We start from the raw sequence: 25,624 nt of genomic DNA, 5'->3' as shown, positions 1-25,624 counted from the left end.
GTGAATGACTCATTGCCCAGGATCAAGAGTTCAACCCGCTGGCACGCGAGCGGTCCTACAGGGCTGCGGACACCTTGTCTGCCACCTTCTTGGGCAGCCAGGCCTGCCAGACCTGTGGATGAGCCTTGAGGAACGCTTCGGCCGCTTCACGGGGTGGCGTGCGCTTCTCGCTCATGTCGGCCAGGGCCTTGTTCAACGGTTCGATGGGCAAGTCAACCTTGCTGAAGAACTCGGCAATGTCCGGGTATTGCTTCTGGAACGGCGCGGAAACGCCAATCGACAGTTTCGAGGCCAGTGAGCGGGTCGGCTTCGGGTTGGGGTTATCGGCGTCGGTCAGGGTTTTCCAGGCCTCGGCATCGAACGGCGGCTCTTGCAACTGCACCAGCTTGAAGCGCCCGAGCAGTGGCGTGGGCGACCAGTAATAAAACAGGATCGGCTTGCCCCGGCGGATCGTCGAGCTGATTTCCGCATCCAGCGCCGCCCCCGAACCGCTGCGAAAATTCACATAGCTGTCAGACAGGCCATAGGCCTTGAGCTTCTGTTTGTTGACCACCTCGGATGTCCAGCCGATGGGGCTGTTAAGGAAGCGGCCCTTGTCGGGGCTCTCCGGGTCCTTGAACACATGTTTATAGCGCACCAGGTCTTCGACGCTGCGCAAATCCGGCGCCAGGGGCTTGATGCCCTTGGCCGGGTCGCCCTTGATGACGTACTCGGGCACCCACCAGCCTTCCGTCGCGCCCTTGACCGTATCGCCCAGGGCGATCACCTTGCCTTCGGCCTCGGCCTTGACCCACACCGGACTACGCCCAGCCCACTCTTCACCGATCACCTGAATGTCGTTATTGGCCAGGGCGGTTTCCAGGGTAATGGTGGTGCCGGGCAGTGTATCGGTCTGCAATCCATAGCCCTTTTCGACGATGACTCGCAGGATATCGGTGATCAGACTGCCGCTTTCCCAGTTCAGATCGGCGAAGTGGATCGGCGCTGAAGCGGCCGACGCCGGAAGTGGCGAAACCAACACAGCGAAGGTGGCCCAGGCAGCCAGCCACTGTCGAACTCGTTTCATGCTTTGCACCTCATGCAGATACAGCAATAGCTGAACGGCCCTGCGTAACCAAACGCAAGCCCTGAATAGTTCAGTCAATTGACTGTAGCCGAGGTTCCAGCGAGATCTTGCGAAAACTGCCAGCGGTTTGGGCGCAAAGCCCTTGCCAGCCCGATGCCTACACGCTTTTCACCGGCCCTGAAATGGTCACTCGCTGGCCTTGAAAGTCACCAGTTCGCCCTTGCGCCACTTCGCCGCCTTGGCGGTGACCGCTTTCAGGGTCTTGGTCAAGCCTTCCTGCAACTGTTCGTTTGCCGCAAACACGGTCACCACGCTGTGGCCTTCCTTGAACAGGATGGCATGACCAGCGGGGGTCGTGACGAAGGCGTAATCGCCAAGGCCATAGACCGTCAGCTTGATTTCGCGAAAGCGGATTTCAAACTTGCCGCCTTCGCGGCTGGGCAATACCGCTGCGCGAAAATGATCACCGACCTTGAGCTCGAGCCTGGGCTTGTCATCGACCACCAACGCCGACTCGGTGTCGATTTCGGCGACATAAATACCTTCGGCGTTCTGCTCGGTGATGTAGACGAAACGTGACTGGAATTGTTTGACCAGTTTTGCCCGCAGGTCACCAAGTACGAATAACGCATGCATGTCGAGATTACTTACTGCCAAGGAAACATCCCCATTTTTGAAAAAGGCCCGCCCTGCACAAAGGACGGACCACGAGAACCCGTACCGACTGTATTGTCGTAATGGACCTGTAACTGAAATTCGAAGTGAACGGCGCGCCCTGTCCCGGGCCGAGAGCAGACTAAAGGTTGCCGCTCTCGCCGTCTTTCCCGGGGGGTCGCCAGAGGCTGAAGGAAAAAGCCACTCTGAGCATCGGAAAAGATGGGACTACTAACTTTAGGGAAATTTCTCACTTAAAAAAGCATTTTTCTGACATCGAGCCCAAAAAAAATTGCTTTAGATAGGCGCAACCGTCCACACGACACTGCCGATTCTAGAGCAGCCGAAGGCGTGGAGACTACTCGAAGTACTCGACAATTCGTCGGTAAACCATAGAAAAGGAATTCGCATGGCCGCTTTCACACCCCTGCCCCACACCGTATCCCCTTGCATCGTGGACACAGATGACACCTTTGACGCGGCCGACGGCCCGTCCATTTCGTTGATTCAACCGCGTTATCGGGTCGTTCTGGCCGGCAAGTGCTTTTTTCACATAGAAGAAACATCGACTGGACTTGTAAGAGGATTCCGAACTGACCATAACGAGGCCTGCCACCTGGCCAGGCGTCTAGAAGGCAGCGCCTGAGCTCATAATGTGCCCGTCCATGACTTAACTCAGCCACCGACGGGCAACTGCTGCCATACTGCTCGCCCAGCGAAGAGCGTCGTTCATCGGCGATCGCGCATCCATGATATGAGCTTGAGGAGAAGGCGCGACGTGACGGAATTTGATATCGGCGAATTTTTTATCCGGGGCGAAGCCAGAGAAGTCGAAGGCGAGTTCCAGGCCGTCATCCTGATGCGCGCCAAGCCACCCTTGACCACCGTCAGTTGCCACCAGGTGGAGAAGGATCGCTGGTTCAAGACCGCGGAGATCGCTGCCGAGGCGGCCAGGGAAGCGGCCAAGGCGTTGAAGGCCGCAGTGGATGAAGGGGCCTTGAAAGCCTGAACGTGATCGAACTCCTGGCGAGCGCTTGCCTCAGATAAAGGGAAGCAGTCGGGGCGCCATGACGGCGCCCGCCCAAAGGAGCCCCCCATGGAACAACCATCCTACGAACTCAATACCCTATTCGCCCAACTCGGCCTGCCCTCGGACGACAAAGCCATCGACGACTTCATCATGGCGCACCCGCTGGCACCGGAGATCAAGCTGGTGGAAGCCGATTTCTGGTCGGACCAGCAGAAAGACCTGCTTCAGGAATGGCTGCTCGCCGACGGCGAAGAAGCTTTGTTGGTAGACGAACTGAATGTGCGCCTGCACGACGGTAAGTAGCGCCAAGAACCATGAGTCCCCTGTGGCTAGGAGATTGGTGGGAGCAAAGCTTGCTCCCACAGATATTTCCTCGCCACAAAAGCGCCGTTGCCAATCAGTGGCGTTGAGGCCTAGCGCGGTTTCTCGGGTTTGTAGCCCAAGCGCAAGCCACCCCAATGCCGCCCCTTGAGCATGATCGGTACGGAAAGGTCGTGCATCAACTCACCCGTGTCGCGGGTGTAGGTCTGGAGCAGCACCGGCTGTTGGTGGCTACCGCAGCGGATCCCGGTGCGATCGGAAAATTTGCGCTTGGTGCGGTTGTTCAGCGTGTCCACCTGCGGGTCGCCGGTCAGCGGTTGGCTGAAGACCTTGTTATGGGTCGGCACATAACCCTGCTGGGTGCAGGCAATCGCAAACACCAGGCCTTCGTGGCGGGCAAGCAATGGCTCCTGGATCGCCGGCAGCACCTGGTCGGTGTAGCGGTCGAAACGGGTCTGGAATTTGGCGGGTTGGGTATTGGGAATCGGCTGGTAGTTACGGTCGAACAGATCCTCCAGGCTGACACGGCCCTGATCGATGTCGGCCTCGAACTGCGCGGCAATCTGACTCGCGCCTTCCCGTGCCAGGTCGTAGACCCGTTGGTGATAATCGTCGAGGCCCACCTCGGCCAAGCGTTCACTGATGGTTTCGGCCTGACCTTCCATTTGCACCGCTGCATCGGCCAGGCGCTGGGTCTGCTGGTCGCTGACGGACAGGTCGCTGCGCATCTGCTCGATAGCGTGGAACAGGCTGTCGAGCTGTTCGCGATTGGTGTCGGTGCCTTGGGCAATGGCACTGACCTGGGTTTCGACGCCTTCTGCAAGCCGGGCGATGTTTTCCAGATGCTGGCCGGTGTGCTCGACCTGCTGCACGCCGCTGTCCAGGTCAGCGGCCAATTGCCGGATCTGCTCCACCACCTGGGCGGTGCGTTGCTGGATATCCGCCACCATCACCCCGACTTCACCGGTCGCCGCAGCCGTACGCCCGGCCAGACCACGGACCTCATCGGCCACGACCGCGAAACCGCGGCCATGCTCACCGGCCCGTGCCGCCTCGATGGCCGCGTTCAGCGCCAGCAGGTTGGTCTGGCTGGCGATCGATTGGATCACCAGGCTGACCCGCTGGATTTCATCGCTGCGTACGCTCAAGGCTTCGATCAACTCACGGCTGTCGTTTGCCCGTTGGCTGAGCTGGTGCATGCGGCTGATGGATTCCACCAGCTCGCCGCGCCCGGCCACGCTACTGCGATGGGCTTCACTGGCGGCGCCCAGGGCTTGCTGGCTGAGTTGCGAGGTGGCTTGTTCGGTGGCGATCATCGATTCGGCGTTGCTGACGATCTGCGCCGCCGCGTCGAGTTGGGACTGAACCCTGCCGGCCAGTTGCTTGACCGAATAGGCGACACCGGCCGCTGATAGCGCGTTATGACTGGTGGTGTAGGACAGGTCGCGGGTCAATTCGGCCAGGCTGTCGGTCGTGGGAGCAGGCGCAGTGGCCAGGCGCGAACGCAGGCGCGGCAACCAGACGATGAGCATGACCAGCGGCAAGCCCAGGTACAGCGACCAGCCGCCCAGGGCCATGCCACACAGCAGCAATGCCAGGGCGAGACTCTGCAAGGTCGGCGCCAGCCAGCGCGCCGTGCTTTTTGTCTCAGGTACCGAGGCCGGCACCGCACCCGCCAGCGTTCCGTCTGTCGCCATGTTCGTCACCCACACTCTCGTTGTTATGACTGCATTAAACGCCACTACAGAGCCATTATCCATGGTCCATTAGTCGTGTTCTTGCAGCAGATCAACGGGAGTAGACGAACGAGCACGGGCGAAAGCAAAAGATCGCGGCCTTCGTCAAAAGGTCGCGATCTTTTTGCGCAAAACGCGAATCAGGCCTGACGCTGGTGCTTGTCGATCTGTTCGTGACGTTCCTGGGCTTCGATGCAGTACTTGGTGGTCGGGCTGATCAGCAGGCGCTTGAGGCCGATCGGCTCGCCGCTGTCGTCGCACCAGCCGAAGCTGTCGTCGTTGATGCGGTCCAGGGCCTGCTCCAGTTGAGGCAGCATGCGCTGGTCGCGATCGATGGCGTTGACCAGCCAGGTACGCTCTTCTTCTACGGAAGCAGCGTCCGCCGGGTCGGCCGGGGTGTCCAGGCTCTCAATGGCGATTCGGTTCTGTTCGATGCGCTCGTGGGTTTCGACCTTCATGTTCTGCAACAGCTTGGTGAAGAAAGCCAGCTGCTCGGCATTCATGTAGTCATCCGCCGGCATGGCCAGCAACTTTTCCTTTGTCATTGATTTCTCTATAAAAAAACGTGCATTAAGGCGAATTATGGAGCGTCCCGCAGCGCAGCTGCCACGCTCATCGGGAAGGCGCCGTCTATTCCAAGCGCCACCCGGCACTCAATTTACGAGGGGCGGCAGTCTAAGGCCGAGTCGAGGCCTCAGCAACTGAAAACATAGGGAAAATGTCCGACAACCCCTTCAAATGTTCTCTGACAGGCTTTTGGCAGTCATCGGAGTGCGTTTATAACAAGAAATTCGGTGCAATAGCTGTATTAAGAAGACAAATGGCAACGCCACGCGGGTCAGGCGTGGCGCTTTGTCGCAACCTTCGAGGAATCAGCGCTTGAGTTTGCGCTTGTTGCGGTACTGGTCGATGACCACCGCCACCACGATGATCAACCCCTTGATGATGTCCTGGATGTAGGCATCGACACCGACAAAGGTAAAGCCGCTGGCCATCACCCCGAGGATCAGCGCCCCAATCACGGTCCCGGTGATGCGCCCCACCCCGCCCGCCAGGCTGGTGCCGCCGATCACCGCCGCGGCAATCGCGTCCAGCTCATAGGACATGCCCATGCCCGCCTGGCCGGTCGCAGCCCGCGCCGAGGCCACCACGCCGGCCAACCCCGCCAACAACCCGGCAATGCTGTAGACGATCACCAGGTGGCGCTTGACGTTGATGCCCGAGGTCCGCGCCGCCTGCATGTTGCCGCCGATGGCGTAGGTGTACTTGCCATACTTGGTGTAGCGCAGGGCGATGTGGAAGATCACCGCCACCACCAGGAAGATGATCACCGGCATCGCCCCATGGCCGATGGCGGTATAGGAATCGGACAACATGCTCACCGGCTGGCCTTCAGTGTAGTAGCGCGCTAGGCCCCGGGCCGAGACCATCATGCCAAGGGTGGCAATGAACGGCGGGATACCGGTAATGGCGATGATGCTGCCGTTGATCGCCCCAGCCAGCAGCCCGACGCCGAGCCCCGCCACCACCGGTATCCACACCGGCAAGTCCGTCAACGAGGGAAACACCGCCCGGGAGAAGTCCGAGGTCTGGGCCAGGCTGGCGGCAATCATGGCCGACAGCGCCAGCACCGAGCCGGACGACAGGTCGATACCGGTGGTGATGATCACCTGGGTCACACCGATGGCCAGCAGGCCGATGATCGACACTTGCAGGATCATCAGCACCAGGCGCTGGGAGTTCATCAGGAAACTCTGGTCGCGCATGATCCAGCCGAACATCTCGAAGACCAGGCCGATGCCGATCAGCACCAGGAAGATACTCAGTTCCGTCGGCAGCCGCCGGCGCGTCCTGGCCGGTGCCGCAGCGGGTTTGTTTTCCAGTATCGCGTTCATAACCATTCACCTTTTTTATCTGGACTGACGGGCATCAGGACAAGCCCGATGCCAGTTGCATCACTCGTTCCTGGGTCGCTTCGCTGCGGTCGAGGGTGCCCATCAGGTCGCCTTCGTGCATCACCATGACCCGGTCGCTCATGCCCAATACTTCCGGCAGTTCCGAGGAAATCATGATCACCGCCATGCCCTCGCTGGCGAGGTAGGCAATCAGCCGGTAAATCTCGGCCTTGGCGCCAACATCGATGCCGCGGGTCGGTTCGTCGAGGATCAGGATGCGCGGATTGGTCATTAGCCAGCGGGCCAGCAGCGCCTTCTGCTGGTTACCGCCGGACAAGGTGTCGATGCACTGTTCCAGCGACGGGGTCTTGACCCGCAGCTTCTTGCACATGTCCTCACACAAGGCGCGCAAGGCTTTCTGCTGGATGAAGCCGTTGCCGACGTAATGGGGCAGCACGGCCATCTCCATGTTTTCCAGTACCGACAGGCACGGGAACAGGCCGCTGAGCTTGCGGTCCTCGGTCAACAGCGCGAAGCCCTTCTCGATGGCCATGTGCGGGTCGCTGATGCGCACCGGTTGGCCGTCCAGCAGGATTTCGCCGCCGGTGCTCGGGGTTACGCCGAAAATCGCCTCGGCCACGTTGGTCCGGCCCGAGCCCATCAACCCGGCGATACCGAGGATCTCCCCGGCATGCAGGTCGAAGGACACGCCTTTGAAGATGCCGTCCAGGCTCAGGTCGCGCACCGACAGCACCAGCTCGCCGATGGGTTTTTCCCGAACCGGGAACAACTGGCTCAATTCGCGCCCGACCATCATCGAAATCAGGCTGTCGCCGTCCATGCTGTCGGCCCGTTGCAGGCCGATGTAGGCACCATCGCGAAACACCGCCACTTCATCGGCGATGGCGAACACTTCGTTCATTTTGTGGGTGATGTAAATGATGCCCTTACCCTGGGCCTTGAGGTCACCGATGATCGAGAACAGGTGGGCGACTTCCGTCTCGGTGATGGCCGAGGTTGGTTCGTCCATGATCAGGATGTCGGAGTCGTAGGACACGGCCTTGGCAATCTCCACCATCTGCCGCTCGGCAATGCTCAGGTTGCCCACCTGCTCCTCGGGGTCGAGGTTGATGCGCAGGCGCTCCAGCAGCCGGGCGGTGCAGCGATGCATTTCACCGTGATCGACCATGTGCAGGCCGTTGAGCTGCTCGCGACCGATCCAGATGTTTTCGGCGATGCTCATGTGGGGCATCAGGTTCAGTTCCTGATGGATCATCGCGATCCCGGCCTGCAAGGCTGCCAGGGGTGTGTCGAATTTCACCGGCTTGCCGCGCAGGCGCAGTTCGCCGGCGTCCGGCTGGTAGATGCCGGCGACGATCTTCATCAAGGTGGATTTGCCCGCACCGTTTTCGCCCATCAGGGCCAGCACGGAACCGGGGCGTACCCGCAATTGAACATCGGACAGGGCCACCACGCCGGGAAAGCCCTTGCTGACATTGACGACTTCCAGCAGGTACGGCTCATCAAGTAATACGTCCGGCTGGAAAGTCATCGCCGGGGCGCTCGAAGCAGTCGCTGAAGCGAACATGATCAGGTACTCCCTCGGCAAGGTCGGCGTGGCAACCTTGCCTGCTTATTGTTGTGATGGGACCGGGTTGAACGTCACTTGAACTGATCGACGTTTTCCGGCGTGATCAGGCGGTACGGCACCCAGACGGCCTGCTCGACCGGCTGCTTCTTGACCATTTTCACCGCCGTGTCGATCGAACCATCGGCCTGGCCCTTGGCGTCCTGGAACACCGAGACCGCCATTTCGCCTTTCTTGATGGCATTCAAGCCGTCCGGCGTGCCGTCGACCCCGGCAATCAATACGCTGCCCTTCTTGGTGCCCGCTTGCTTGAGGGCCATGGCGGCACCGATGGCCATCTCGTCGTTGTTTGACACCACGGCCTGGAAGTCGCGGCCCTGGGTCAGCCAGTCGTTGACCAGAGTCATGCCCTTGTCGCGAGACCAGGTGCCGGTCTGCTCCTGTTCGATCTTGATGTTCGGGTACTTGGCCAGTACTTCCTTGACCCCCTTGGTGCGGTTGGTGGTGGAGTTGTTGGCCAGGTCGCCCAGCAAAATCACGATGTCGCCCTTGCCGCCCATCTTGTCGGCCAGGTATTGCATCTGCATGCGCCCGGCTTCGAGGTCATCGGAGGCCACGGTGACCACCCCTTCCGGCAACTTCGGATCGTCCGGGCGGCGGTTGACGTAGACCAGGGGGATGCCGGCAGCCACGGCGGCCTTGGTGATGCGCTGGGTCGCGGCGGTGTCCACCGGGTTGACGATGAGCGCATCGACCTTCTGGCTGATGAAGCTTTCCACCTGGCTCAGTTGCTTGACCACATCACTGCGCGCGTCTTCGAACTGCAAGGTGACGCCGTCCGGGAATGACTTGGCTTTCTTGTCCATGGATTCGCGCAGGTAGGTCAGCCAGGTGTCATCGAACTGGGACATGCTGACGCCGATCTTCAGGTCCGCCAGGGCTGCGCCGCTGGTGAGCATCAACGACAGGGCCAGCGAGGCGATACGGGTCTTGGTCTTCATGAACGGTCTTTCTCCACTTTTTTGTTGGTCTTATGGATAAGGCGTAGCGGATCAGGAACGGGGCAAGGGCACGATGGGCGCGCCGGGCATGCAACACACCACGGCGCCCTTGCGCTGGATACACAGGGATTCGAACAGGGGAAGGACTGCGGACAGGCGCAGCAGATGTGGCAGGTGAAACGCAGAGCGGCTGAAGGTTTTCATCGACGGTACCTAGCTGTGTTTCTTGTTTTTGTTTCGTCCTTCATCCATTCAAGGCTGGGCCTGGCAGGAGGTGGACAGGATTGTCGGTAACCTGGAATCGACTTTATTGGAAAATATTTTCCATATCAACTCATTTTAGAATTTTATTCGTTTTTTGTTCCATGACCGATAGGCGTGGACAAACACACCACTTCGCCCTGCTCGGCACTCTGCCTGGCCGCGTCCAGCACGCGCGTGGTCGCCAGTGCATCACGGGCCTCCACCGGCAGCGGGCCAGCGCCCTGCAACGCGGTTTGCAGGCGTTGATAGAACGCCAGCCAACAGCCGCGCTCCGAGGTCACCCGCTCGCGCTCGGTGCCGTGTTCGAACCAGCCCCAACGCCGATGCTCTTCAGCGCCCCAGCGTTCGCCCTCGGTCGCCGGGCTCAATCCCGCCAACGCCTGGGCTTCTTGGCCATCCAGGCCTTCGACGGTATAGCAGCCCTGGGTGCCATTGACCCGAAAGCGCGGACGCGGGGCGTTTTGCACGCAATTGCCACTCAAGTGGGAAATCACACCGCTGGCATGGGTCAAGGAGATAAAGAAGCCGTTGTCGAACACCTGGCCTGGTTGTCGGTAGTCCAACTCGGCGTAAACCCGCGTCACCGGCCCGAACAGTTGCAACGCCTGGTCCACCAGATGGCTGCCCAGGTCGCGCAGGAATCCGCCGCCACTGCCCTTGCCCACCGAGGTCGGCGAATAGCGTTCGACGCTGGATTCAAAACGAATGACCTGCCCCAGGGCACCGGAGGCCAGCAGCTTGCGCAGGGTGAGGAAATCCGAATCCCAGCGACGGTTCTGGTACACGCTCAAGGGCACGTTGCGTCGTTCGGCGGCCAGCACCATCGCCTCGGCCTGGGCGGCGTCAGGGGCAAATGGCTTGTCGCTGACCACCGCCACACCGAGTTCGATGGCTTGCATCACAATGGCCGGACGACCGTCCAAAGGCGTGGACACCACCACCGCATCGACGCCGGCCGCCACCAGTTGTTCAAGGGTGTCGAAGGCCTGGGCATCCGGGTGATCGCTGGCCAGTTGCTGGCGGCGCTCGGCGGACCGGGTCACTACACCGACGAACGTAGCCCCGGGCAGACTGCTGATCAGCGGCGCATGAAAAAAGCGCCCACCCTTGCCGTAGCCGACTAGTCCGATTCGCATGAAAGCTCCTTATTGATCACTGAATGAATGCAACCCCTGTGGGAGCGAGCCTGCTCGCGATGGCGGTGGGTCCTCCAGCATTAATGTCGACTGACCCAACGCTATCGCGAGCAGGCTCGCTCCCACAGTTGGATCGCATACCTGCGAGAGTACGCGGTCGACTCTGGGATGTATTTAGCCGTAGAAACGCGGCCGCTCAGGCAGTTCGACCCTGACGATCTGCCCACTCTGCTGCGCTTGGACACAGGCATCCGCCGCCACCGCCGCAGCGAAGCCATCCCAGGCCGACGGCCCTCCCACCTGCCCGGCGCGCACGCCATCGATGAAGGCCTGCAATTCGACGTCGTAGGCCGCGATGAAGCGGTCCTTCCAGTCCATCAGAATCGCGTTGGACAGCTTGGCGCCACTGCGCAGTTGCACCTGGGACGGTTCCGGGAGTTTGGCGATGCCGGTCTCCCCCACCACTTCGCACTGGATGTCGTAGCCATACTGGCAGTTGACGAACACTTCCACGTCGATGCGCGTGCCTCGGGCGGTTTCCAGCAGGACGATCTGCGGGTCTTTCAAATGGGCGTGGGCCTTGCTGGTCTTGCGCGGAAACACCACCTGCACCGAAACATAGTCATCGGCCAGCAACCAACGCAGCACATCCAGTTCATGGATCAAGGTGTCGGTGATGGCCATGTCGGTCTTGTAGTTTTCGCCGACACTCGGGTTGCGGTGGGCGCAGTGCAGCATCAGTGGTTCACCGATCTGGCCGCTGTCGATCACCGCCTTGAGCGCCCGATAACCTTCATCGTACGGGCGCATGAAACCGACCTGCACCAGGCGCTTGCCGTGGGCAACTTCGGCCTCGACGATCTTGCGGCAGCCTTCGGCCGTGACGGCCAGGGGCTTTTCACAGAACACCGGTTTGCCCGCCGCAATCGCCGCCAGCACGAATTCTTCGTGGCTCGGGCCCCAGGAGGTGACGAGGATCGCCTCCACATCCGGCGCCTTGATCAACGCATGACCGTCGGGGTAGACCTCGGCGGTCAACTTGAGATCGGCAACGACCTTGGCCGCTTGTTGCAGGTTGATGTCGGTGACCGCCACCACCTGGCTGTTGAGCAAGGTCTGGCTGCAACGACGGATATGGTCCTGGCCGATGGCCCCGGTGCCGATGACGCCCAGCTTCAAAGACATGGAAAAACTCCTTTCGTAGGGTTGGGGCAATTAGTACTGACGGGCCTGGGCCAGTCGTTCATTGAGGGTTTTGGCCACCGCATCGGTGCGGGCACTGGTAGAGACTTGCGCCACGCCGACCCGCCACCACGACAGGTATTTGTGGATCATGGTCTTGGGCAGCACCTTGATGTCGATCAGCGTCGAGACGGTCTGCAACCGCGCATCGGCCAGGGCCGCGCGCAACTCGTCGAGGGTCTTGACCTTGTAGGTCTTGCAGCCATAGGCCGCGGCACTCATGGCGAAGTCCACGGGCACAAACCCACCGTCGAGCTTGCCAGTGTCCGGGTTACGGAAGCGGAACTCGGTACCGAAGCTGTCCATGCCGTGTTCCATTTGCAGGTTGTTGATACAACCGAAGGTCATGTTGTCCAGCAGCACCACATTGATCTTGCGCCGCTCCTGGATCGAGGTCGCCAACTCCGAGTGCAGCATCATGTAGGAGCCATCGCCCACCAACGCGTAGACCTCCTTGTCGGGCTCGGCGAGTTTCACCCCGAGCGCCGCATTCACCTCGTAACCCATGCACGAATAACCGTACTCGAGGTGATAGGTGTTCACGCCCTTGCTGCGCCAACTGCGTTGCAAGTCGCCGGGCAAGCTGCCAGCGGCGGCGACGATGATGGCGTCATCCGCCAGGGTTTCATTGAGCGTACCCAACACGCGGCTCTGGGTCAGGCAGGAACCGGTGAGTTCGATGAACTCCCGAAACACCGCCGGGTCCATGTGGTCGTTGATTTCCGGGACGAAATCCTCGGTCTGGAAGTCGGCCTGATAGATCCGATCCACTTCGGCGTCCAGCTGGGCCTTGGCATCGGCGACCTGCCCGCCCCATTCGGCGCAATAGTCGCCCATCGCCGCCGAGAGTGCCTCCAGGCCCGAACGCGCGTCGGCCAGCAGTTGCACGCCGTCGAGTTTCAGGGCGTCGCACGGACTGATGTTGAGATTGAGAAATTGCACGTCCGGATGCTGGAACAGCCATTTCGACGCCGTGGTGAAATCGCTGTAGCGAGTGCCGATACCGATGATCAGGTCGGCCTTCTTGGCCAACAGATTCGCCGCCAGGCAACCGGTTTCACCGACGCCACCGACGTTCAGCGGATGGCTGGACACCACCGCGCTCTTGCCGGCCTGGGTCTCGGCGAAAGGAATATCGAAGCGTTCGGCGAAGGCCTGCAACGCGGCATTCGCTCCGGAATACCGCACGCCGCCTCCGCAGATAATCAACGGCTGGCGCTTGCCCTTGAGCAGCGCCAGGGCATCGCCGAGCATCGCCTCGGTGGCCGGGCGACGGTCGATGCGATGGACACGCTTTTGCAGGAAATAGTCCGGGTAATCGTAGGCTTCGGCCTGTACGTCCTGGGGCAGCGCCAGGGTCACCGCGCCGGTTTCGGCCGGGTCGGTCAACACGCGCATCGCATGGATCGCGGCGGTCATCAATTGCTCGGGGCGGTTGATGCGATCCCAGTATTTGCTCACGGCCTTGAAAGCATCGTTGGTGCTGATGCTCAGGTCGTGGAACTGCTCGATCTGTTGCAGCACCGGGTCCGGTTGACGGCTGGCGTAGACATCACCGGGCAACAGCAGCAATGGAATGCGATTGGCCGTCGCCGTGGCGGCGGCGGTCAGCATGTTCGCCGCCCCCGGGCCGACCGACGAGCTGCAGGCGTAGATCTTGCGCCGCAGATGCTGCTTGGCAAAGCCGATGGCGGCATGGGCCATGCCCTGTTCGTTGCGGCCCTGATGGACCACCAGGTCGCCGCTGTCCTGCTCCAGCGCCTGGCCCAGGCCCAGCACGTTGCCGTGGCCGAAAATGGTAAAGACCCCGGCGACGAACTTGCTCTGGACGCCATCGACCTCGATGTACTGGTTATCGAGGAATTTCACCAGGGCCTGGGCCATGGTCAGTCGTGTTGTGGTCATGCTTGCACCTTGTCTGGAATGCAAAATTTGCAGCTGACTTAGCCCTTTGTGGGAGCGAGCCTGCTCGCGATAGCGGTGTGTCAGGCGCCTATGTGTTGAATGTGCTACCACTATCGCGAGCAGGCTCGCTCCCACAGGGGGACTTCATCATTCTGATGACTGTGTCAGGCCTGTTGGTTCTGCAGGTGATTCATGCTCGCCCCCAACGCCTGGCGGATGTCGGCCAGTTCATGGACGCTCTCGGCAAACGGCTCAAAGGACAGGTAGCCCTCGTAACCACCGGCCCGCAACGCCTCGATCTGCGCGGCATTGCCGAGGATGTCGGCCTCGCCCACCAGCACCCGATGACCATCACGGATCGTCGCCAACGGCGCCTGGGCATCCTCGACCCCGGAGATGTGCACCAACCCGGTCAGTTCGGGGAAGAATTCCTGCTCGCCCGCCAGATGATGGTGGAAGGTGTCATGCACCAGGCGAAACACATCGAGCCCACCGATGCTCTTGATCGCTTCCACCGCCGTGCGCTTGCGCCGCAGCGAGCACTCCTCGAAACCCAGGGGTTCGATGAAGCCGTAGATACCGAAGGCGCGCAGGATCGGCGCCAGTTCACTAAGAGCCGTGCGCAGCCCCGCCGCGCGTTCAGCTTCGCTGCGTGGGTCGGCGCGGTCGTTGAGTGGGCACATCACCAGCCCCTCGGCGCCGCATTCACGGGCGTAATCGGCCAACCGTACGGCCTGGGCGCGACGTTCTTCGCTCCACACATCGAAGGGGTACAGAGCGTTGATCGACAGCACCTTGATGCCGCGCTCCTCGCACAACTCACGTACGCGAGCCGGCGGCATGCCATCTTCGATCTCGACCCCCTTGAGGTCGTTGCGGATCTCGATGGCGTCGGTTTTCAACGCCAGGGCCAAGTCGATGAAAGCGGGCAGTGACAGGCGTGGGGCAACCATTCGATTCAGGGCAAAACGCAGGGGCTTGTTCATTGTTGTTCTCCCTCCGGCAGTCATTCAAAAATGAGTTATTGGGCAGTTGGCATGCTGAATTCAGGACCCTTGGCGATGCTGTCGGGCCAGCGTTGCATCACGCTTTTGTAGCGGCTGTAGAAGCGCAGGCCTTCCTCGCCATAGGCATGGTGGTCGCCGAACAGCGAACGCTTCCAGCCGCCAAAGGAATGCCAGGCCATGGGCACCGGAATCGGTACGTTGATGCCAACCATGCCGACCTTGATGCTGCGGGCGAACGCCCGGGCGATGCCGCCGTCACGGGTGAAGCAGGACACGCCGTTGCCGAATTCATGGGCGTTGATCAGCGCCACCGCCGTGGCGAAATCCGGCACGCGAACGATCCCCAGCACCGGGCCGAAAATCTCTTGCTGGTAGATGCTCATTTCGGTGGTGACCTGGTCGAACAGCGTCGCCCCGACAAAGAACCCCTGCTCGGCCCCGGGCACCTTGAAACCACGGCCATCGACGATCAGGCGAGCGCCCTCGGCCACGCCGGCGTCGATGAAACCTTCCACCTTGGCCTTGTGCTCGGCAGTGACCAGCGGCCCCATGTCGGTGCCGGGCTGCTGGCCGTTGCCGATCTTCAACTGATCGATGCGTGGCAGCAGTCTGGCGATCAGTTCATCGCCCACATCCCCCACCGCCACGGCAATGGAAATCGCCATGCAGCGTTCGCCGGCCGAGCCGTAGGCCGCACCGATCAATGCATCAGCCGCCTGGTCGAGGTCGGCGTCGGGCATGACGATCATGTGATTCTTGGCGCCACCCAGGGCCTGCACGCGCTTGCCGTTCGCCGTGCCCTGCTGGTGGATGTATTCGGCAATCGGTGTGGAGCCGACAAAGGAAATCGCTTCGATGTCCGGGTGCTGCAACAGCGCATCCACTGCCACTTTGTCGCCCTGGACCACATTGAACACCCCGTCAGGCAAGCCGGCTTCCGTCAGAAGGTGGGCCATCAGCAAACTGGCGGACGGATCGCGCTCCGAAGGCTTGAGGATGAAGCAGTTGCCAGTGACCAGCGCCAGGGGAATCATCCACAGCGGCACCATCACCGGGAAATTGAACGGCGTGATACCCGCGCACACGCCCAGGGGCTGGCGCAGGTTCCAGTTGTCGATGCCGCCACCGATGTTGTCGCTGAAATCGGTCTTGAGCAGGTTCGGCGCACCACAGGCGTACTCGACGATCTCGATGCCCCGGGTGACTTCGCCGTGGGCATCGGACAGCACCTTGCCGTGCTCGCGACTGATGATCTGCGCCAGTTCGTCGTGATGCCGATCGAGCAGTTCCTTGAACTTGAACATCACCCGCGAACGGCGCAGGGACGATTGCTCGGACCAGGCTGGAAATGCCGCCAGCGCCGAGACCACTGCCGCATCGACGGTGCCCGGCTCGGCCAGGTCCACCCGGGCCTGCACCGCGCCGGTGGCCGGGTTGAAGACCTGGCTGAACCGCGCGCCGTCGCTGTGTTGCACGTGGCCGTTGATGTAATGGCCTACTACCGGGGCGTCACTCATTGTTCTTGTTCTCCGTGCAAAGGGTGGAATTCAGAGGTCGAGCAGCCAACTGTGCTGCGGGTCGTTATGGAACTGCCAGACCCGCTTCGGGCCGGCCATGACGTTCAGGTAATACGACTCGTACCCATAGGGCACGCTGACCGGGTGGTAGCCTTTGGGAACCACCACCAGGTCGCTGTTCTCCACGGCCATGGCCTGGTCGATGCTGCGATCGTCGGTGTAGACGCGCTGGAACACGAAGCCCTGGGACGGATTGACCTGGTGGTAATAGGTTTCTTCGAGAAAGCTCTGGTGTGGCAGGTCGTCGGTGTCGTGCTTGTGCGGCGGATAGCTCGACGAATGCCCCGACGGCGTGCGCACCTCCACCACCAGCAGCGAATGGGCCGGTTCGCTGTCCGGCAGGATGTCGCAGACATAGCGGGTGTTGGCGCCCTTGCCGCGCACGCTGCGCTTCATGCTGTCCGGGCGGATCAGCCGTGGGCCGTAACCGTTTTGCGCAGAACCCGGCGCGGCACACACAGCTATCTGTACATCGCTCAGGGCGGTGACCTGGGCCTGGCTGCCGGGCGGCAAGTAAGCTGCGTAAGGCGACTTGTCCTCGAACACCGACTGGCGATCACCGAGGTTGTCCCAATCGAAGGCGCCCTGCCCCGGCGCTTCGCCCTTGAGGCCAATGCGACCACTGAGCAGCACCAGGCACAATTCCTTGTCGCCGGCAGCGACCGGCAGGGTTTCGCCGAGGCTCAGGCGATAGGCGGCGAACCCGACGTATTCCAACTCACCCGCTGGCAATTGGACCATGGTCCGGCCGCTGGACTGACTTTTGATCAACAGGCTCATGACGGACTCCTTTCTTGCAGCAAGGCGCGCAGGGTGTCGTAGCCCTTCTTGGCGTAGACATAACTCGGCGCTACGGCGGGGTCCTGCTCGGCTTCCACCACCAGCCAGCCTTGGTAATCAGCGGCCAGCAACACATCGAGCAACGCGGCGAAGTCGATGTCGCCGTCCCCCGGCACGGTGAAGGTGCCGTTGATGATGCAGTCGGGGAAACTCCAGAGGTTGTTGCGCGCCAGTTGCACCACCGGTTTGCGCACGTCCTTGAAGTGCACGTGGCAAACGCGCTCGATGTGTTTGCGCAGCACCTGCAACGGTTCGCCACCGCCCATGTAGCAGTGACCCGAGTCGAACAGCAGACCCACTTCACTGCCGGTCAGGGCCATCAGCTTGTCGATGTCCGCGGGCGATTCGACGTAAGCGCCCATGTGGTGGTGATAGGCCAGGCGCACACCTTGGGACAAGGTGAAGCGCGCCAGTTCGGTGAGTTTGTCGGCGTAGGCCTGCCAGGCTTCATCGGTGTGAAAGCGCGGCCGTTCGACCAGCGAGATCCGCTGGCCCTGGATCGAATCGGCAACTTCGCCATACACCAGCACCGTCGCGCCGTTCTGCGCTAACAGTTCCACGTGGCTGGCGATGGCGTCGATTTCCTCGGCCGCCGAGCGCCGGGCCAGGCGACTGGAATACCAGCCGGAGACCAGCGCCAGGTCATAAGGCCGCAGCACATCGCCAACGCCCTTGGCGTCCTTGGGGAACTTGCCGTTGAGTTCGAAGCCTTCGTAGCCGATGGCCTTGCCTTCGCTCAGCGCAGTGCTCAACGGCGTCTCGCCGCCCAGGGACGGCAAGTCATCGTTGCTCCAGGAAATCGGGTTGATGCCAATTCGAATAGCGGGCATGGCTGCACCTTTTATTGTTGTCTCTAATGTTCAACCGATCACCTGTGGCGAGGGAGCTTGCTCCCGCTCGGCTGCGAAGCAGTCGCAAACCTATGGATGCGGTTTGCCTGTCGAATCGGGGTGGCTGACGTTGGGACTGCTTCGCAGTCCAGCGGGAGCAAGCTCCCTCGCCACAAAAGCCCTGTCCATCAAGCACGGGCACTGCGCCACGCCTCGATCAATTCCACAAACGTCCCCTGCACCTGCCGGATCAGCGTTTCATCGTCGATCTCCCCGGCCAGCCAGGCCCGGCTCGGTTCCTGGAAGATCGTGCGACCCACGGCAAATCCGCGGCAGGTGCTGCTCTGGCTGGCCTGGCGGAAACCTTCGGCCAGTGCGGCGGCCGGGGCGTTGAGACCCAGCAGCACCACGCCCCGGCAATACGGATCGCGCTGTTGGATCAGCTCATCGAGTTGTTTCCACTCATCCGCGCTCTGGGCTTCGATCTTCCACCATGCCGGGAAAATACCCAGGTTGTAGAGGCGCTTGAGGGCACGATAGAGCACGTCCGGGTGCGGCGATGGATGATCCTTGGGCTGAATGACTTCCAGCAGCAATTCATGACCGCTGACCTGGGAGGCCTTGTACAGCCCCATCAATTGCGCTTCCTGCTCCAGCCGCAGCAGCGGTTCGTCATCGGGGTGAAATTGCACCAGGCACTTGATGATCTGTTCCCGGGGCCAGGCGATCAGGTTGCTGCCAATGGAGCGCCCGTGTTCGAACGCCAGTGGCCGCGAATTCTGTACTTCCACTGGCCGCGCCACCCACCAGCCACGTCCGGTCGCGGCGTTCAGCGAATCCTGGCCGAAACGTTGATCGGCGAGCAGGCCGACGTCAGCCTCGACGCCCTGACGCCGCAAGTCGGCTTCGACCCGCTCCACCGCCTGGATGAACAGTTGCTTGAGTTGACCAATGCAACTGAGGTCACGACCGCCCTTCTGGGCCAGTTCCACCAGTTGCCAGCGATGGTCGAAAGCAAAGATGAACAGCTGTTTCCAGGCCTTGCGGGGGACGCTGACCTGATGCAGTCGTTGCAGCACGGCGTCCTGGTCCGGCCGGGTAATCGGCACCGGGCTCTTGAATAGATAGTCGAGTTCGGCCCGGGTCGGCATCGCTGGAGCACAGGCATGGCGCGACACCACCAGGCCACCGCAGGCATTGGCCAATTGGCAGCAGCGTTCATCGCTGGCGTCCTCCAGCCAACCCGCGAGAAAGCCCGACATGAACGCATCACCGGCGCCCAATACATTCAGCACCTCGACCCGCACACCCGGGTAAATCGCGCCGTCTTCAAGTCGTGTCGGGATAGCGCCGTGGATCACCGTGCAACCCTGCGGGCCGAGCTTGACCACCAGGGTCGCCGCCGTCAGCGAGCGCACAGTACGCAACGCACTCAGCAGGTCTTCGCTGCCGCCGGCGATCAGGAATTCTTCTTCGGTGCCAACGATCAGGTCGAAACGCGGCAGGATGCTTTGCACGTGCTGGCTGACCTTCTGGTCGGCGACAAAGCGGGTTTCCCCGTCAGCCTTGCCCGCCAGGCCCCAGAGCACAGGACGATAGTCGATGTCCAAGACGCGCTTGACGTTGTGTCTCTGGGCGTAATCCAGCGCCTGGGTGCTGGCCTTGTAGACGCTTTCGGTAGAGAAGTGAGTACCGGTGATCAGCAGCGCCTTGCTGGAGGCAATGAAGGTTTCGTCGATGTCTTCGGCGCGCAGCGCCATGTCGGCGCAATTTTCCCGGTAGAACACCAGGGGAAAGGTTTCCCGGTCCTTGATACCCAGCAGGACCAAGGCCGTCAGGCGTTCGGGGTCGACCTTGATGCCACTGACATCGCAGCCTTCGCGCGCCAGGGACTCCACCAGGAAGCGACCCATGTGGTCGTCGCCTACCCGGCTCAGCATCGCTGACTTGAGCCCCAATCGCGCCGTGCCGAAGGCGATGTTGGCCGACGAACCACCCAGATACTTGGCGAAGCTCGAAACATCTTCCAGACGCGCGCCGACTTGCTGCGCGTAAAGGTCGACACCCAGGCGTCCCAGGCAGATCACATCCAATTGACGCCCACTGGCAAAACGAGTCTGGCCCATGCTGGCTCCTGTTATTTTTATCAGCCTGCGCTTGTCGCCCGAACCGGCGACAACGCTGTTGGTGAATGCAGACTAAAACGAGCAGCAGGCAATAATCAATAATTATTCTATAAATTTTTTACGTGGAATATTTTTTCCAATACGCTATGAGCGAAGCCACCCAGGCGCAGTGCATCGTTTCAGCACCTGCTGCAACATTTGTCCGCACATGATTTTCCCTACGCCTACGCTGTAGACTGCGACCAGCCAACCTATTGTCGAGGGCCGGCCTGTTTTCGGGCCGCCCTATAAGAACAAGCCAGAAGGATTTTCTATGACCCGCCCCGATGATCTGCCGGCGCCGTCCGAGAGCGCGTCCGAACCCGCCCTCTCCAGCCCACCGATCAATGCCGAGCGCCTGCTGCAACTGATCACCGATGAATACGAAAGCCTGCCGCGCCAACTCAAACGCATCGCCAGCTACATGAGCCAGCAGAGCGACCGGATCATGGTCGACCGCATCAGCGACATCGCCCGCGAATGCGAAGTGCACCCCTCGGCCATCGTCAGGTTTTCCCAGCGCTTCGGCTTCAGCGGGTTCAGCGAAATGCAGGCGTTGTTCCGCGAGGCCTACACCCACAAGACCACGCCGGTGCAGAACTACCAGCAGCGCATCCGCAGCATGATCGCCAACAAGTCGCAGAAAGCCAGCGGCGGCGACCTGGCTCGCGAGTGCATCAATGCCACCCTGTCAGGCATCGAGCGCCTGGGGTTGGAGCTGGACGACCAGGCGTTCGAAAAAGCCGTGGACCTGGTGGTCAATGCCGACAATATTTATGTGGTGGGCGTGCGCCGTTCGTTCGCGGTGGCCGATTACCTGGTCTACAACCTGCAACACACCAATAAACGCATTCACCTGGTATCCGGCCTGGGTGGCAGCTACCGCGAGCAGATGCGTAGCGTGCGGGCCAACGACCTGGTGATCGCCATCAGCTTCACGCCGTACGGCAAGGAAACCCAGCACTGCCTGCGCATCGCCCAGCACCACCAGGCCAAGACCCTGATCATCACCGACAGCAACCTCTCGCCCCTGGCTAAACGAGCCAACGCGGTGTTGCTGGTCAACGAAGGCAGTTCGTTCGCCTTCCGCTCGTTGAGTGCCACATTGTGCCTGTGCCAGGCGTTGTTCATCGCCGTGGCTTACCGACTGGAACTCAAGGTCGATGAAATCCATGAACAGGTCGGGTTCGAGGATTAACGCCCCGGCCCATGAATCGCTGAAGGAGAAGCCATGAAACTGATCGGTATGCTGGACTCACCCTACGTACGCCGCGTCGCCATTTCCGCCAAATGCCTGGGCATTGCCCTGGAGCACGAGTCGGTTTCGGTGTTCAGGCATTTCGAACAATTCCAACGCATCAACCCGACGGTCAAAGCCCCTTCCCTGGTGCTGGACGACGGCACCGTGCTGATGGACTCCACGTTGATCATTGACTACCTGGAGGCCTTGGCCGCGCCTGGGAAAAGCTTGATGCCGGCCGACATTGGGCAACGAGTGCACTCACTGCGCCTGCTCGGCCTGGCCTTGGCGGCGTGCGAGAAATCGGTGCAGATTTACTATGAGCGCAACCTGCGGCCGGCGGAAATTCAGCACGCACCTTGGGTTGAACGCGTGGAAGGCCAACTGGCGGCGGCCTATGGAATGCTGGAGCAGGAACTGGAGAAACAGCCGTTGAGCACCGATGGCTCGATTGATCAGGCTGGCATCACGGTGGCAGTGGCGTGGAGTTTCACCAACCTCGTGGTGCCGGACCAGGTGCAGGGCAAGGCTTTCCCGTTGATCAGTGCCTTCACGGCTTATGCCGAAGGGCTGGAGGCGTTTGTCAGCACGCCGATGGAATAGCGGACGAGCGCGACTTGTGTGGGAGCGGGCTTGCTCGCGAAGGCGGTAGCACATTCAACATCACCGTCTCAGATGGACCGCTTTCGCGAGCAAGCCCGCTCCCACAGGGGATTTGGGGTGAAGGCCAGATTTGTGAACATCCAGAACAGTGTGGGAGCTGAGCTTGCTCGCGATAGCGGTGGGTCAGCTTGCATGGATGCTGAATGTGCCGCCGTCATCGCGAGCAAGCTCGGCTCCCACAGGGTTCACTACAAATCTCTGTAGGTAGAGAAGGCTTATTCTCAGGCCAGTTCCACTTCCTTTGTTTCAACGGCCTTCGGCGCCACTTCGAAGCGATCCTCCAGGAACGGCGTGATGTCCAGCGGCAACGGCTCGTTGTTCACCAGCTTGTCCAGCAGTACCCCGGTGATGGCCGAGGTGAGGATGCCGGTGCGGAAATGCCCGCAGGCATTGAGATAGCCCTCCACGCCGCGCATCGGCCCCAGGATCGGCAATTCATCAGGAGAACCCGGGCGCAGGCCGGCCCAGGTTCGTTTCAGGTTGATGTCGGCCAACTGCGGGATGCACCGTACCGCACCTTGCACCAGCCCTTCGATCTCCGGATAGGTCGTGGTCACATCGAAGCCTTTGTCTTCGGTGGTGCTGCCAATGAGGATTTCACCGTTGTCTTTCTGCGCCACATAGCAGTCGCTGGTGGTCAGGCAGCCGTTGAGGATTTTCGGCATGCGCTCGGTCAGCAGGATCTGCCCCTTGACCGGCTTGACCGGAATCCGTACGCCAGTGGCCTGTTCGCTCAGGTCCGCCGCCCAGGCACCGGCCGCGTTGATCAGGGTCCGGCAGATGAAGGTCCCGGCCTCGGCGGTTTTCACCCCGGTGACCCGCGAACCACTGCGCAGGACTTCAGTCACGCTGGTGTTGAAGAACATATCGACGCCATTCTGCCGGGCGCCTTCGGTGTAGGCGTCGGCCAGACGGAAAGGGCTGACCTGGTGATCGCAGAGAAACTCCAGCGCCCCCAGGGCTTCATGGCTGACATTCGGCTCCGCCTCTCGCAAGGCCGCCTGGTCAAGCCAGCGCACCTGGTCGGCCAGGTGCGGAATGCAGGCGACGATGTGCTCGGCGTACATACGGTCTTCGTCGTCGTAGATCACGAACTTGAGCCCGGTCTCCTCGAACTTGAAATCCATGCCGTGGTTGTCGATCAACTCGCGGTGCAACTGCGGATACATCGCATTGGACTGCAAGGCGAAATCGAAGAACGACTGAGGCAGGATATGCGGCGTGCTGGCATCCACCGCCACGGCGGCGCCCTGGGTCTGGCGCTTGCGGTTGGCCGACATCATGCGAAAGAAGATCACCCCGCACCCCAGGCCCACCGACTCACCGATGGCCCACAGCCCACCCGCCGACGCGCGGGTCGCATTGCCGGGGCGCTTGCTGTCGATCAGGGCGATCTTCAAGTGTTTGCGCTTGGACAATTGATAGGCACAAGAGGCGCCGATCACACCGCCACCGGCGATGACCACGTCATAGTCCTTAATCATGGGAAACGGCCTCCGTGCCGACGTTCTGGAACGCTGAAAAGGGAATCGGATCGATGGGGAAACGCGGCCGCAGCCAGCCCACATCGGCCCGCCCGGTGGCTTCGCGCAGGCGATCGCTGCAATAGCCGACGCACATCCGCCCCTGGCAATCGCCCATGCTCACGCGGGTGCGCATCTTCAGGCTGGCCATGTCTTGGACGCCTTGTTCCAGCGCCCGGTCGATGTCGGCGCGGGTGGCGTGCTCGCAGCGGCAGATCACCGTATCGGCCGCCGGCAATGTGGTTTGCCCGGCGCCACGCTGGGTATAGCGATCCACGGCGGCGCGAAAGCGGATGATCCGCTCCAGTTGCCCCTGGTAGCGTTCGCGCTGTGCCAGGGCCGTGGACGGGTCCAGCACATTGCGCTGCATCAGAATCGACAGCGCCGCGATGCGTCCGCTCAGCATCGCGGCTTCACCACCGCGAATCCCGCCCATGTCGCCGGCCAGGTGAATGTGCGCTTCGCTGCTTTGTTGCCAGGCATCGGACACCGCCCGCAAATAGCCGTCCTCGCTGAAACCGTGCTCCAGGCCCATCTGCTGGCTCAATTGAGTGCGCGGGATGAACCCGTAGCCGACCGCCAGCGTCTGGGCCGGTATCTGTTCGGCGCGTTTCAGGTCCGGCTCCCAGGTACTGGAATACGGCGCGACGGTGACATGGCTCAACTCACCCTCGCCGTCCGCCTGGACCACGCCCCAGCCGTAGCGCACGGGAATGCGATTGAGCTTGAGATAGGCGAGCATGCTCAGGCCATCGAGAAACAGCTGTGGCTTGTTCAGCAGGGCCAGGCTTTCCTTGGCGATCCGGCCGAACGCACAGGCTTCATAGACACCCGCCACCGCCACGCCCGAAGCGTGCAGCTGGCAGGCCACCAGCGGCAGCAACGGCCCCGTGCCGGCGATCACCACTGGGCTCGGCGGCCTGACCACGCCGCTCTTGATCTGCAATTGCAGGCCACCGAGCATCATCACCCCCGGCAGGGTCCAGCCAGGAAATGGCACGCTGCGTTCGTGACAGCCGGCCGCCAGGATCAGGTGCGAATAGGCCACCTCGCGCAAGCGTTCGTCAGCGTCCAGCAGCATCAGCGCCCGGAAGCCTTCGGCGCCAATGACCCGGCTGCTCAATCGCACGTCGATCAGCCCGGCGTGTTGCTGGAATTCACCATGGAGTTTCTCCAGGGCTTCGCTGTAGCGCGGGCCGAGGTAATCCAGGCGCACGCCATCGCGCAACGGTCCGCGATACACCACGCCACCCAGGCGCGGCGCTTCTTCGAGCAAGGTGCAGCGCACCCCGTGCGAGGCCAATTCAATGGCCGCCGCCATACCTGCCGGCCCACCGCCGACAATCACCGGATCGAGGCTCATGGTGCCTCCGTTTCGGTGATGCGATTGGCCCGGGTTTCGATCTGCATGCCAGGGCGTACCAGGGTCTGGCAGGCGCGGCGCTTGTGGCGACCGTCGATCTTGACCAGGCAGCACTGGCACACGCCCATGCCGCAGTAGGCACCGCTGATCTGGTCGTGATCGTTGCGGGCCACCTGACGTTGGCCCAGGGATTGAATGACAGTGAGGACGGTTTCACCCTGGGCGGCACTGACAGCCTGCCCGTCCAGGCGCACTGTCATGTCGGCCCGGGCTAACGGCTGGATATCGAATTTTCGGCGTAGAGAGTCTTGAGGTTGCATCATACTGCTCTTCCTTGAAGGTTCTTTGAGGTCTAGGCTCCTGGCGGCACACCCTCACCGTTTACGTCGATACCCTATAGCAACGGTGCGCCAAAGCGGGGCATGAAGATGCAACAGGATAGTGCGCGCGAAATTTATGTTAGGGATTATTTGTGACCAAGTGTTGATCCAGGCCAGCGAATCGGCTCGCCGGCTCATGAACTTTTTTTCAGAAAGCCGACAGGTATTCTTTGGCAAAATGCTGCGCAATCGCTCCAA

The 25,624-nt window shown here is 61.4% G+C and carries 23 protein-coding genes; 4 read left to right on the top strand and 19 right to left on the bottom strand.

The window, feature by feature from the left end; genetic code table 11:
* Nucleotides 1–55: 55 nt before the first annotated feature.
* Nucleotides 56–1,066 carry an ABC transporter substrate-binding protein gene (locus PSH86_RS13225; protein WP_305490210.1) on the bottom strand — a complete coding sequence of 337 codons (1,011 nt, stop codon included), beginning with the start codon at nt 1,064–1,066 and terminating at the stop codon, nt 56–58.
* Between the two features lie 186 nt (nt 1,067–1,252).
* Nucleotides 1,253–1,702, bottom strand: a complete 450-nt coding sequence (locus tag PSH86_RS13220) for a hypothetical protein (RefSeq protein WP_109755985.1) — start codon at nt 1,700–1,702, stop codon at nt 1,253–1,255.
* A 796-nt stretch (nt 1,703–2,498) separates the two neighbouring features.
* Between PSH86_RS13220 and PSH86_RS13215 the strand changes: the two genes are divergently transcribed.
* Together PSH86_RS13215 and PSH86_RS13210 are read left to right on the top strand one after the other, a co-directional pair.
* Nucleotides 2,499–2,729: a hypothetical protein gene (locus tag PSH86_RS13215; protein ID WP_109755983.1), complete on the top strand. Its 231-nt coding sequence runs from the start codon at nt 2,499–2,501 to the stop codon at nt 2,727–2,729.
* 87 nt (nt 2,730–2,816) lie between these two features.
* The gene (locus tag PSH86_RS13210) at nt 2,817–3,053 is read left to right on the top strand and encodes a DUF2789 family protein (protein WP_109755982.1); all 237 of its coding nucleotides are present in this window, start codon (nt 2,817–2,819) and stop codon (nt 3,051–3,053) included.
* Between the two features lie 110 nt (nt 3,054–3,163).
* Here the strand turns inward: PSH86_RS13210 and PSH86_RS13205 are convergent, their stop codons facing one another.
* The 14 genes from PSH86_RS13205 to iolC form a co-directional block, all read right to left on the bottom strand.
* A complete protein-coding gene (locus PSH86_RS13205) occupies nt 3,164–4,768 on the bottom strand; it encodes a methyl-accepting chemotaxis protein (RefSeq protein WP_305490206.1) in 1,605 nt (534 codons plus the stop codon).
* A gap of 179 nt (nt 4,769–4,947) precedes the next feature.
* The gene (locus tag PSH86_RS13200; protein WP_003202859.1) at nt 4,948–5,352 is read right to left on the bottom strand and encodes a TraR/DksA C4-type zinc finger protein; all 405 of its coding nucleotides are present in this window, start codon (nt 5,350–5,352) and stop codon (nt 4,948–4,950) included.
* Nucleotides 5,353–5,679: 327 nt separating this feature from the next.
* The gene (locus PSH86_RS13195) at nt 5,680–6,702 is read right to left on the bottom strand and encodes an ABC transporter permease (RefSeq protein ID WP_116832150.1); all 1,023 of its coding nucleotides are present in this window, start codon (nt 6,700–6,702) and stop codon (nt 5,680–5,682) included.
* A 34-nt stretch (nt 6,703–6,736) separates the two neighbouring features.
* Entirely contained in the window at nt 6,737–8,290 is a 1,554-nt protein-coding gene (locus PSH86_RS13190) for a sugar ABC transporter ATP-binding protein (RefSeq protein WP_109755979.1), read from the bottom strand.
* Nucleotides 8,291–8,364: 74 nt separating this feature from the next.
* Nucleotides 8,365–9,291 (bottom strand): sugar ABC transporter substrate-binding protein, encoded by a 927-nt coding sequence (locus tag PSH86_RS13185; RefSeq protein ID WP_109755978.1) that lies wholly within the window; start codon nt 9,289–9,291, stop codon nt 8,365–8,367.
* Nucleotides 9,292–9,342: 51 nt separating this feature from the next.
* Nucleotides 9,343–9,495, bottom strand: a complete 153-nt coding sequence (locus tag PSH86_RS13180) for a hypothetical protein (protein WP_162893821.1) — start codon at nt 9,493–9,495, stop codon at nt 9,343–9,345.
* A 143-nt stretch (nt 9,496–9,638) separates the two neighbouring features.
* Nucleotides 9,639–10,691 carry a Gfo/Idh/MocA family oxidoreductase gene (locus tag PSH86_RS13175; protein WP_109755977.1) on the bottom strand — a complete coding sequence of 351 codons (1,053 nt, stop codon included), beginning with the start codon at nt 10,689–10,691 and terminating at the stop codon, nt 9,639–9,641.
* Nucleotides 10,692–10,865: 174 nt separating this feature from the next.
* A complete protein-coding gene (locus PSH86_RS13170; RefSeq protein ID WP_116832147.1) occupies nt 10,866–11,876 on the bottom strand; it encodes a Gfo/Idh/MocA family protein in 1,011 nt (336 codons plus the stop codon).
* A gap of 30 nt (nt 11,877–11,906) precedes the next feature.
* Complete coding sequence (gene iolD / locus PSH86_RS13165) at nt 11,907–13,838, bottom strand: 3D-(3,5/4)-trihydroxycyclohexane-1,2-dione acylhydrolase (decyclizing) (RefSeq protein WP_305490201.1); 1,932 nt, start codon at nt 13,836–13,838, stop codon at nt 11,907–11,909.
* A 164-nt stretch (nt 13,839–14,002) separates the two neighbouring features.
* Nucleotides 14,003–14,824, bottom strand: a complete 822-nt coding sequence (locus PSH86_RS13160) for a TIM barrel protein (protein WP_109755974.1) — start codon at nt 14,822–14,824, stop codon at nt 14,003–14,005.
* Nucleotides 14,825–14,859: 35 nt separating this feature from the next.
* Nucleotides 14,860–16,362, bottom strand: coding sequence for a CoA-acylating methylmalonate-semialdehyde dehydrogenase (locus tag PSH86_RS13155; protein ID WP_305490199.1), 1,503 nt, complete (start codon nt 16,360–16,362; stop codon nt 14,860–14,862).
* Between the two features lie 30 nt (nt 16,363–16,392).
* On the bottom strand, nt 16,393–17,202 hold the full coding sequence (iolB, locus tag PSH86_RS13150; protein ID WP_109755972.1) for a 5-deoxy-glucuronate isomerase: 810 nt from the start codon (nt 17,200–17,202) through the stop codon (nt 16,393–16,395).
* Nucleotides 17,199–18,092 carry a myo-inosose-2 dehydratase gene (iolE, locus tag PSH86_RS13145; RefSeq protein WP_109755971.1) on the bottom strand — a complete coding sequence of 298 codons (894 nt, stop codon included), beginning with the start codon at nt 18,090–18,092 and terminating at the stop codon, nt 17,199–17,201. The genes iolB and iolE overlap by 4 nt, the downstream gene beginning before the upstream one ends.
* A 188-nt stretch (nt 18,093–18,280) precedes the next feature.
* The gene (gene iolC / locus PSH86_RS13140) at nt 18,281–20,218 is read right to left on the bottom strand and encodes a 5-dehydro-2-deoxygluconokinase (protein ID WP_305490196.1); all 1,938 of its coding nucleotides are present in this window, start codon (nt 20,216–20,218) and stop codon (nt 18,281–18,283) included.
* A gap of 313 nt (nt 20,219–20,531) precedes the next feature.
* Here iolC and PSH86_RS13135 point away from each other — a divergent pair, with 313 nt between their 5' ends.
* Both PSH86_RS13135 and PSH86_RS13130 read left to right on the top strand, forming a co-directional pair.
* Complete coding sequence (locus tag PSH86_RS13135; protein ID WP_109755969.1) at nt 20,532–21,455, top strand: MurR/RpiR family transcriptional regulator; 924 nt, start codon at nt 20,532–20,534, stop codon at nt 21,453–21,455.
* Nucleotides 21,456–21,488: 33 nt separating this feature from the next.
* Nucleotides 21,489–22,100 carry a glutathione S-transferase family protein gene (locus tag PSH86_RS13130; RefSeq protein ID WP_176688070.1) on the top strand — a complete coding sequence of 204 codons (612 nt, stop codon included), beginning with the start codon at nt 21,489–21,491 and terminating at the stop codon, nt 22,098–22,100.
* 281 nt (nt 22,101–22,381) lie between these two features.
* Here PSH86_RS13130 and hcnC read toward each other — a convergent pair whose 3' ends face one another.
* From hcnC to hcnA, 3 genes are read right to left on the bottom strand one after another with little or no spacing between them, the layout of a single operon-like run.
* Complete coding sequence (hcnC, locus tag PSH86_RS13125; RefSeq protein WP_305490194.1) at nt 22,382–23,644, bottom strand: cyanide-forming glycine dehydrogenase subunit HcnC; 1,263 nt, start codon at nt 23,642–23,644, stop codon at nt 22,382–22,384.
* Complete coding sequence (gene hcnB / locus PSH86_RS13120) at nt 23,637–25,046, bottom strand: cyanide-forming glycine dehydrogenase subunit HcnB (RefSeq protein WP_305490192.1); 1,410 nt, start codon at nt 25,044–25,046, stop codon at nt 23,637–23,639. Before hcnB ends, hcnC begins: the two co-directional genes overlap by 8 nt.
* Nucleotides 25,043–25,366, bottom strand: coding sequence for a cyanide-forming glycine dehydrogenase subunit HcnA (gene hcnA / locus PSH86_RS13115; protein WP_162893903.1), 324 nt, complete (start codon nt 25,364–25,366; stop codon nt 25,043–25,045). Before hcnA ends, hcnB begins: the two co-directional genes overlap by 4 nt.
* Nucleotides 25,367–25,624 lie beyond the last annotated feature (258 nt).

This window comes from Pseudomonas sp. FP2300, from assembly GCF_030687595.1.
Classification (GTDB): Bacteria; Pseudomonadota; Gammaproteobacteria; order Pseudomonadales; family Pseudomonadaceae; genus Aquipseudomonas; species Aquipseudomonas bijieensis.
The sequence above is the reverse complement of the archived record's forward strand: the minus strand, read 5'-3'. Positions and strand labels throughout refer to the sequence as shown.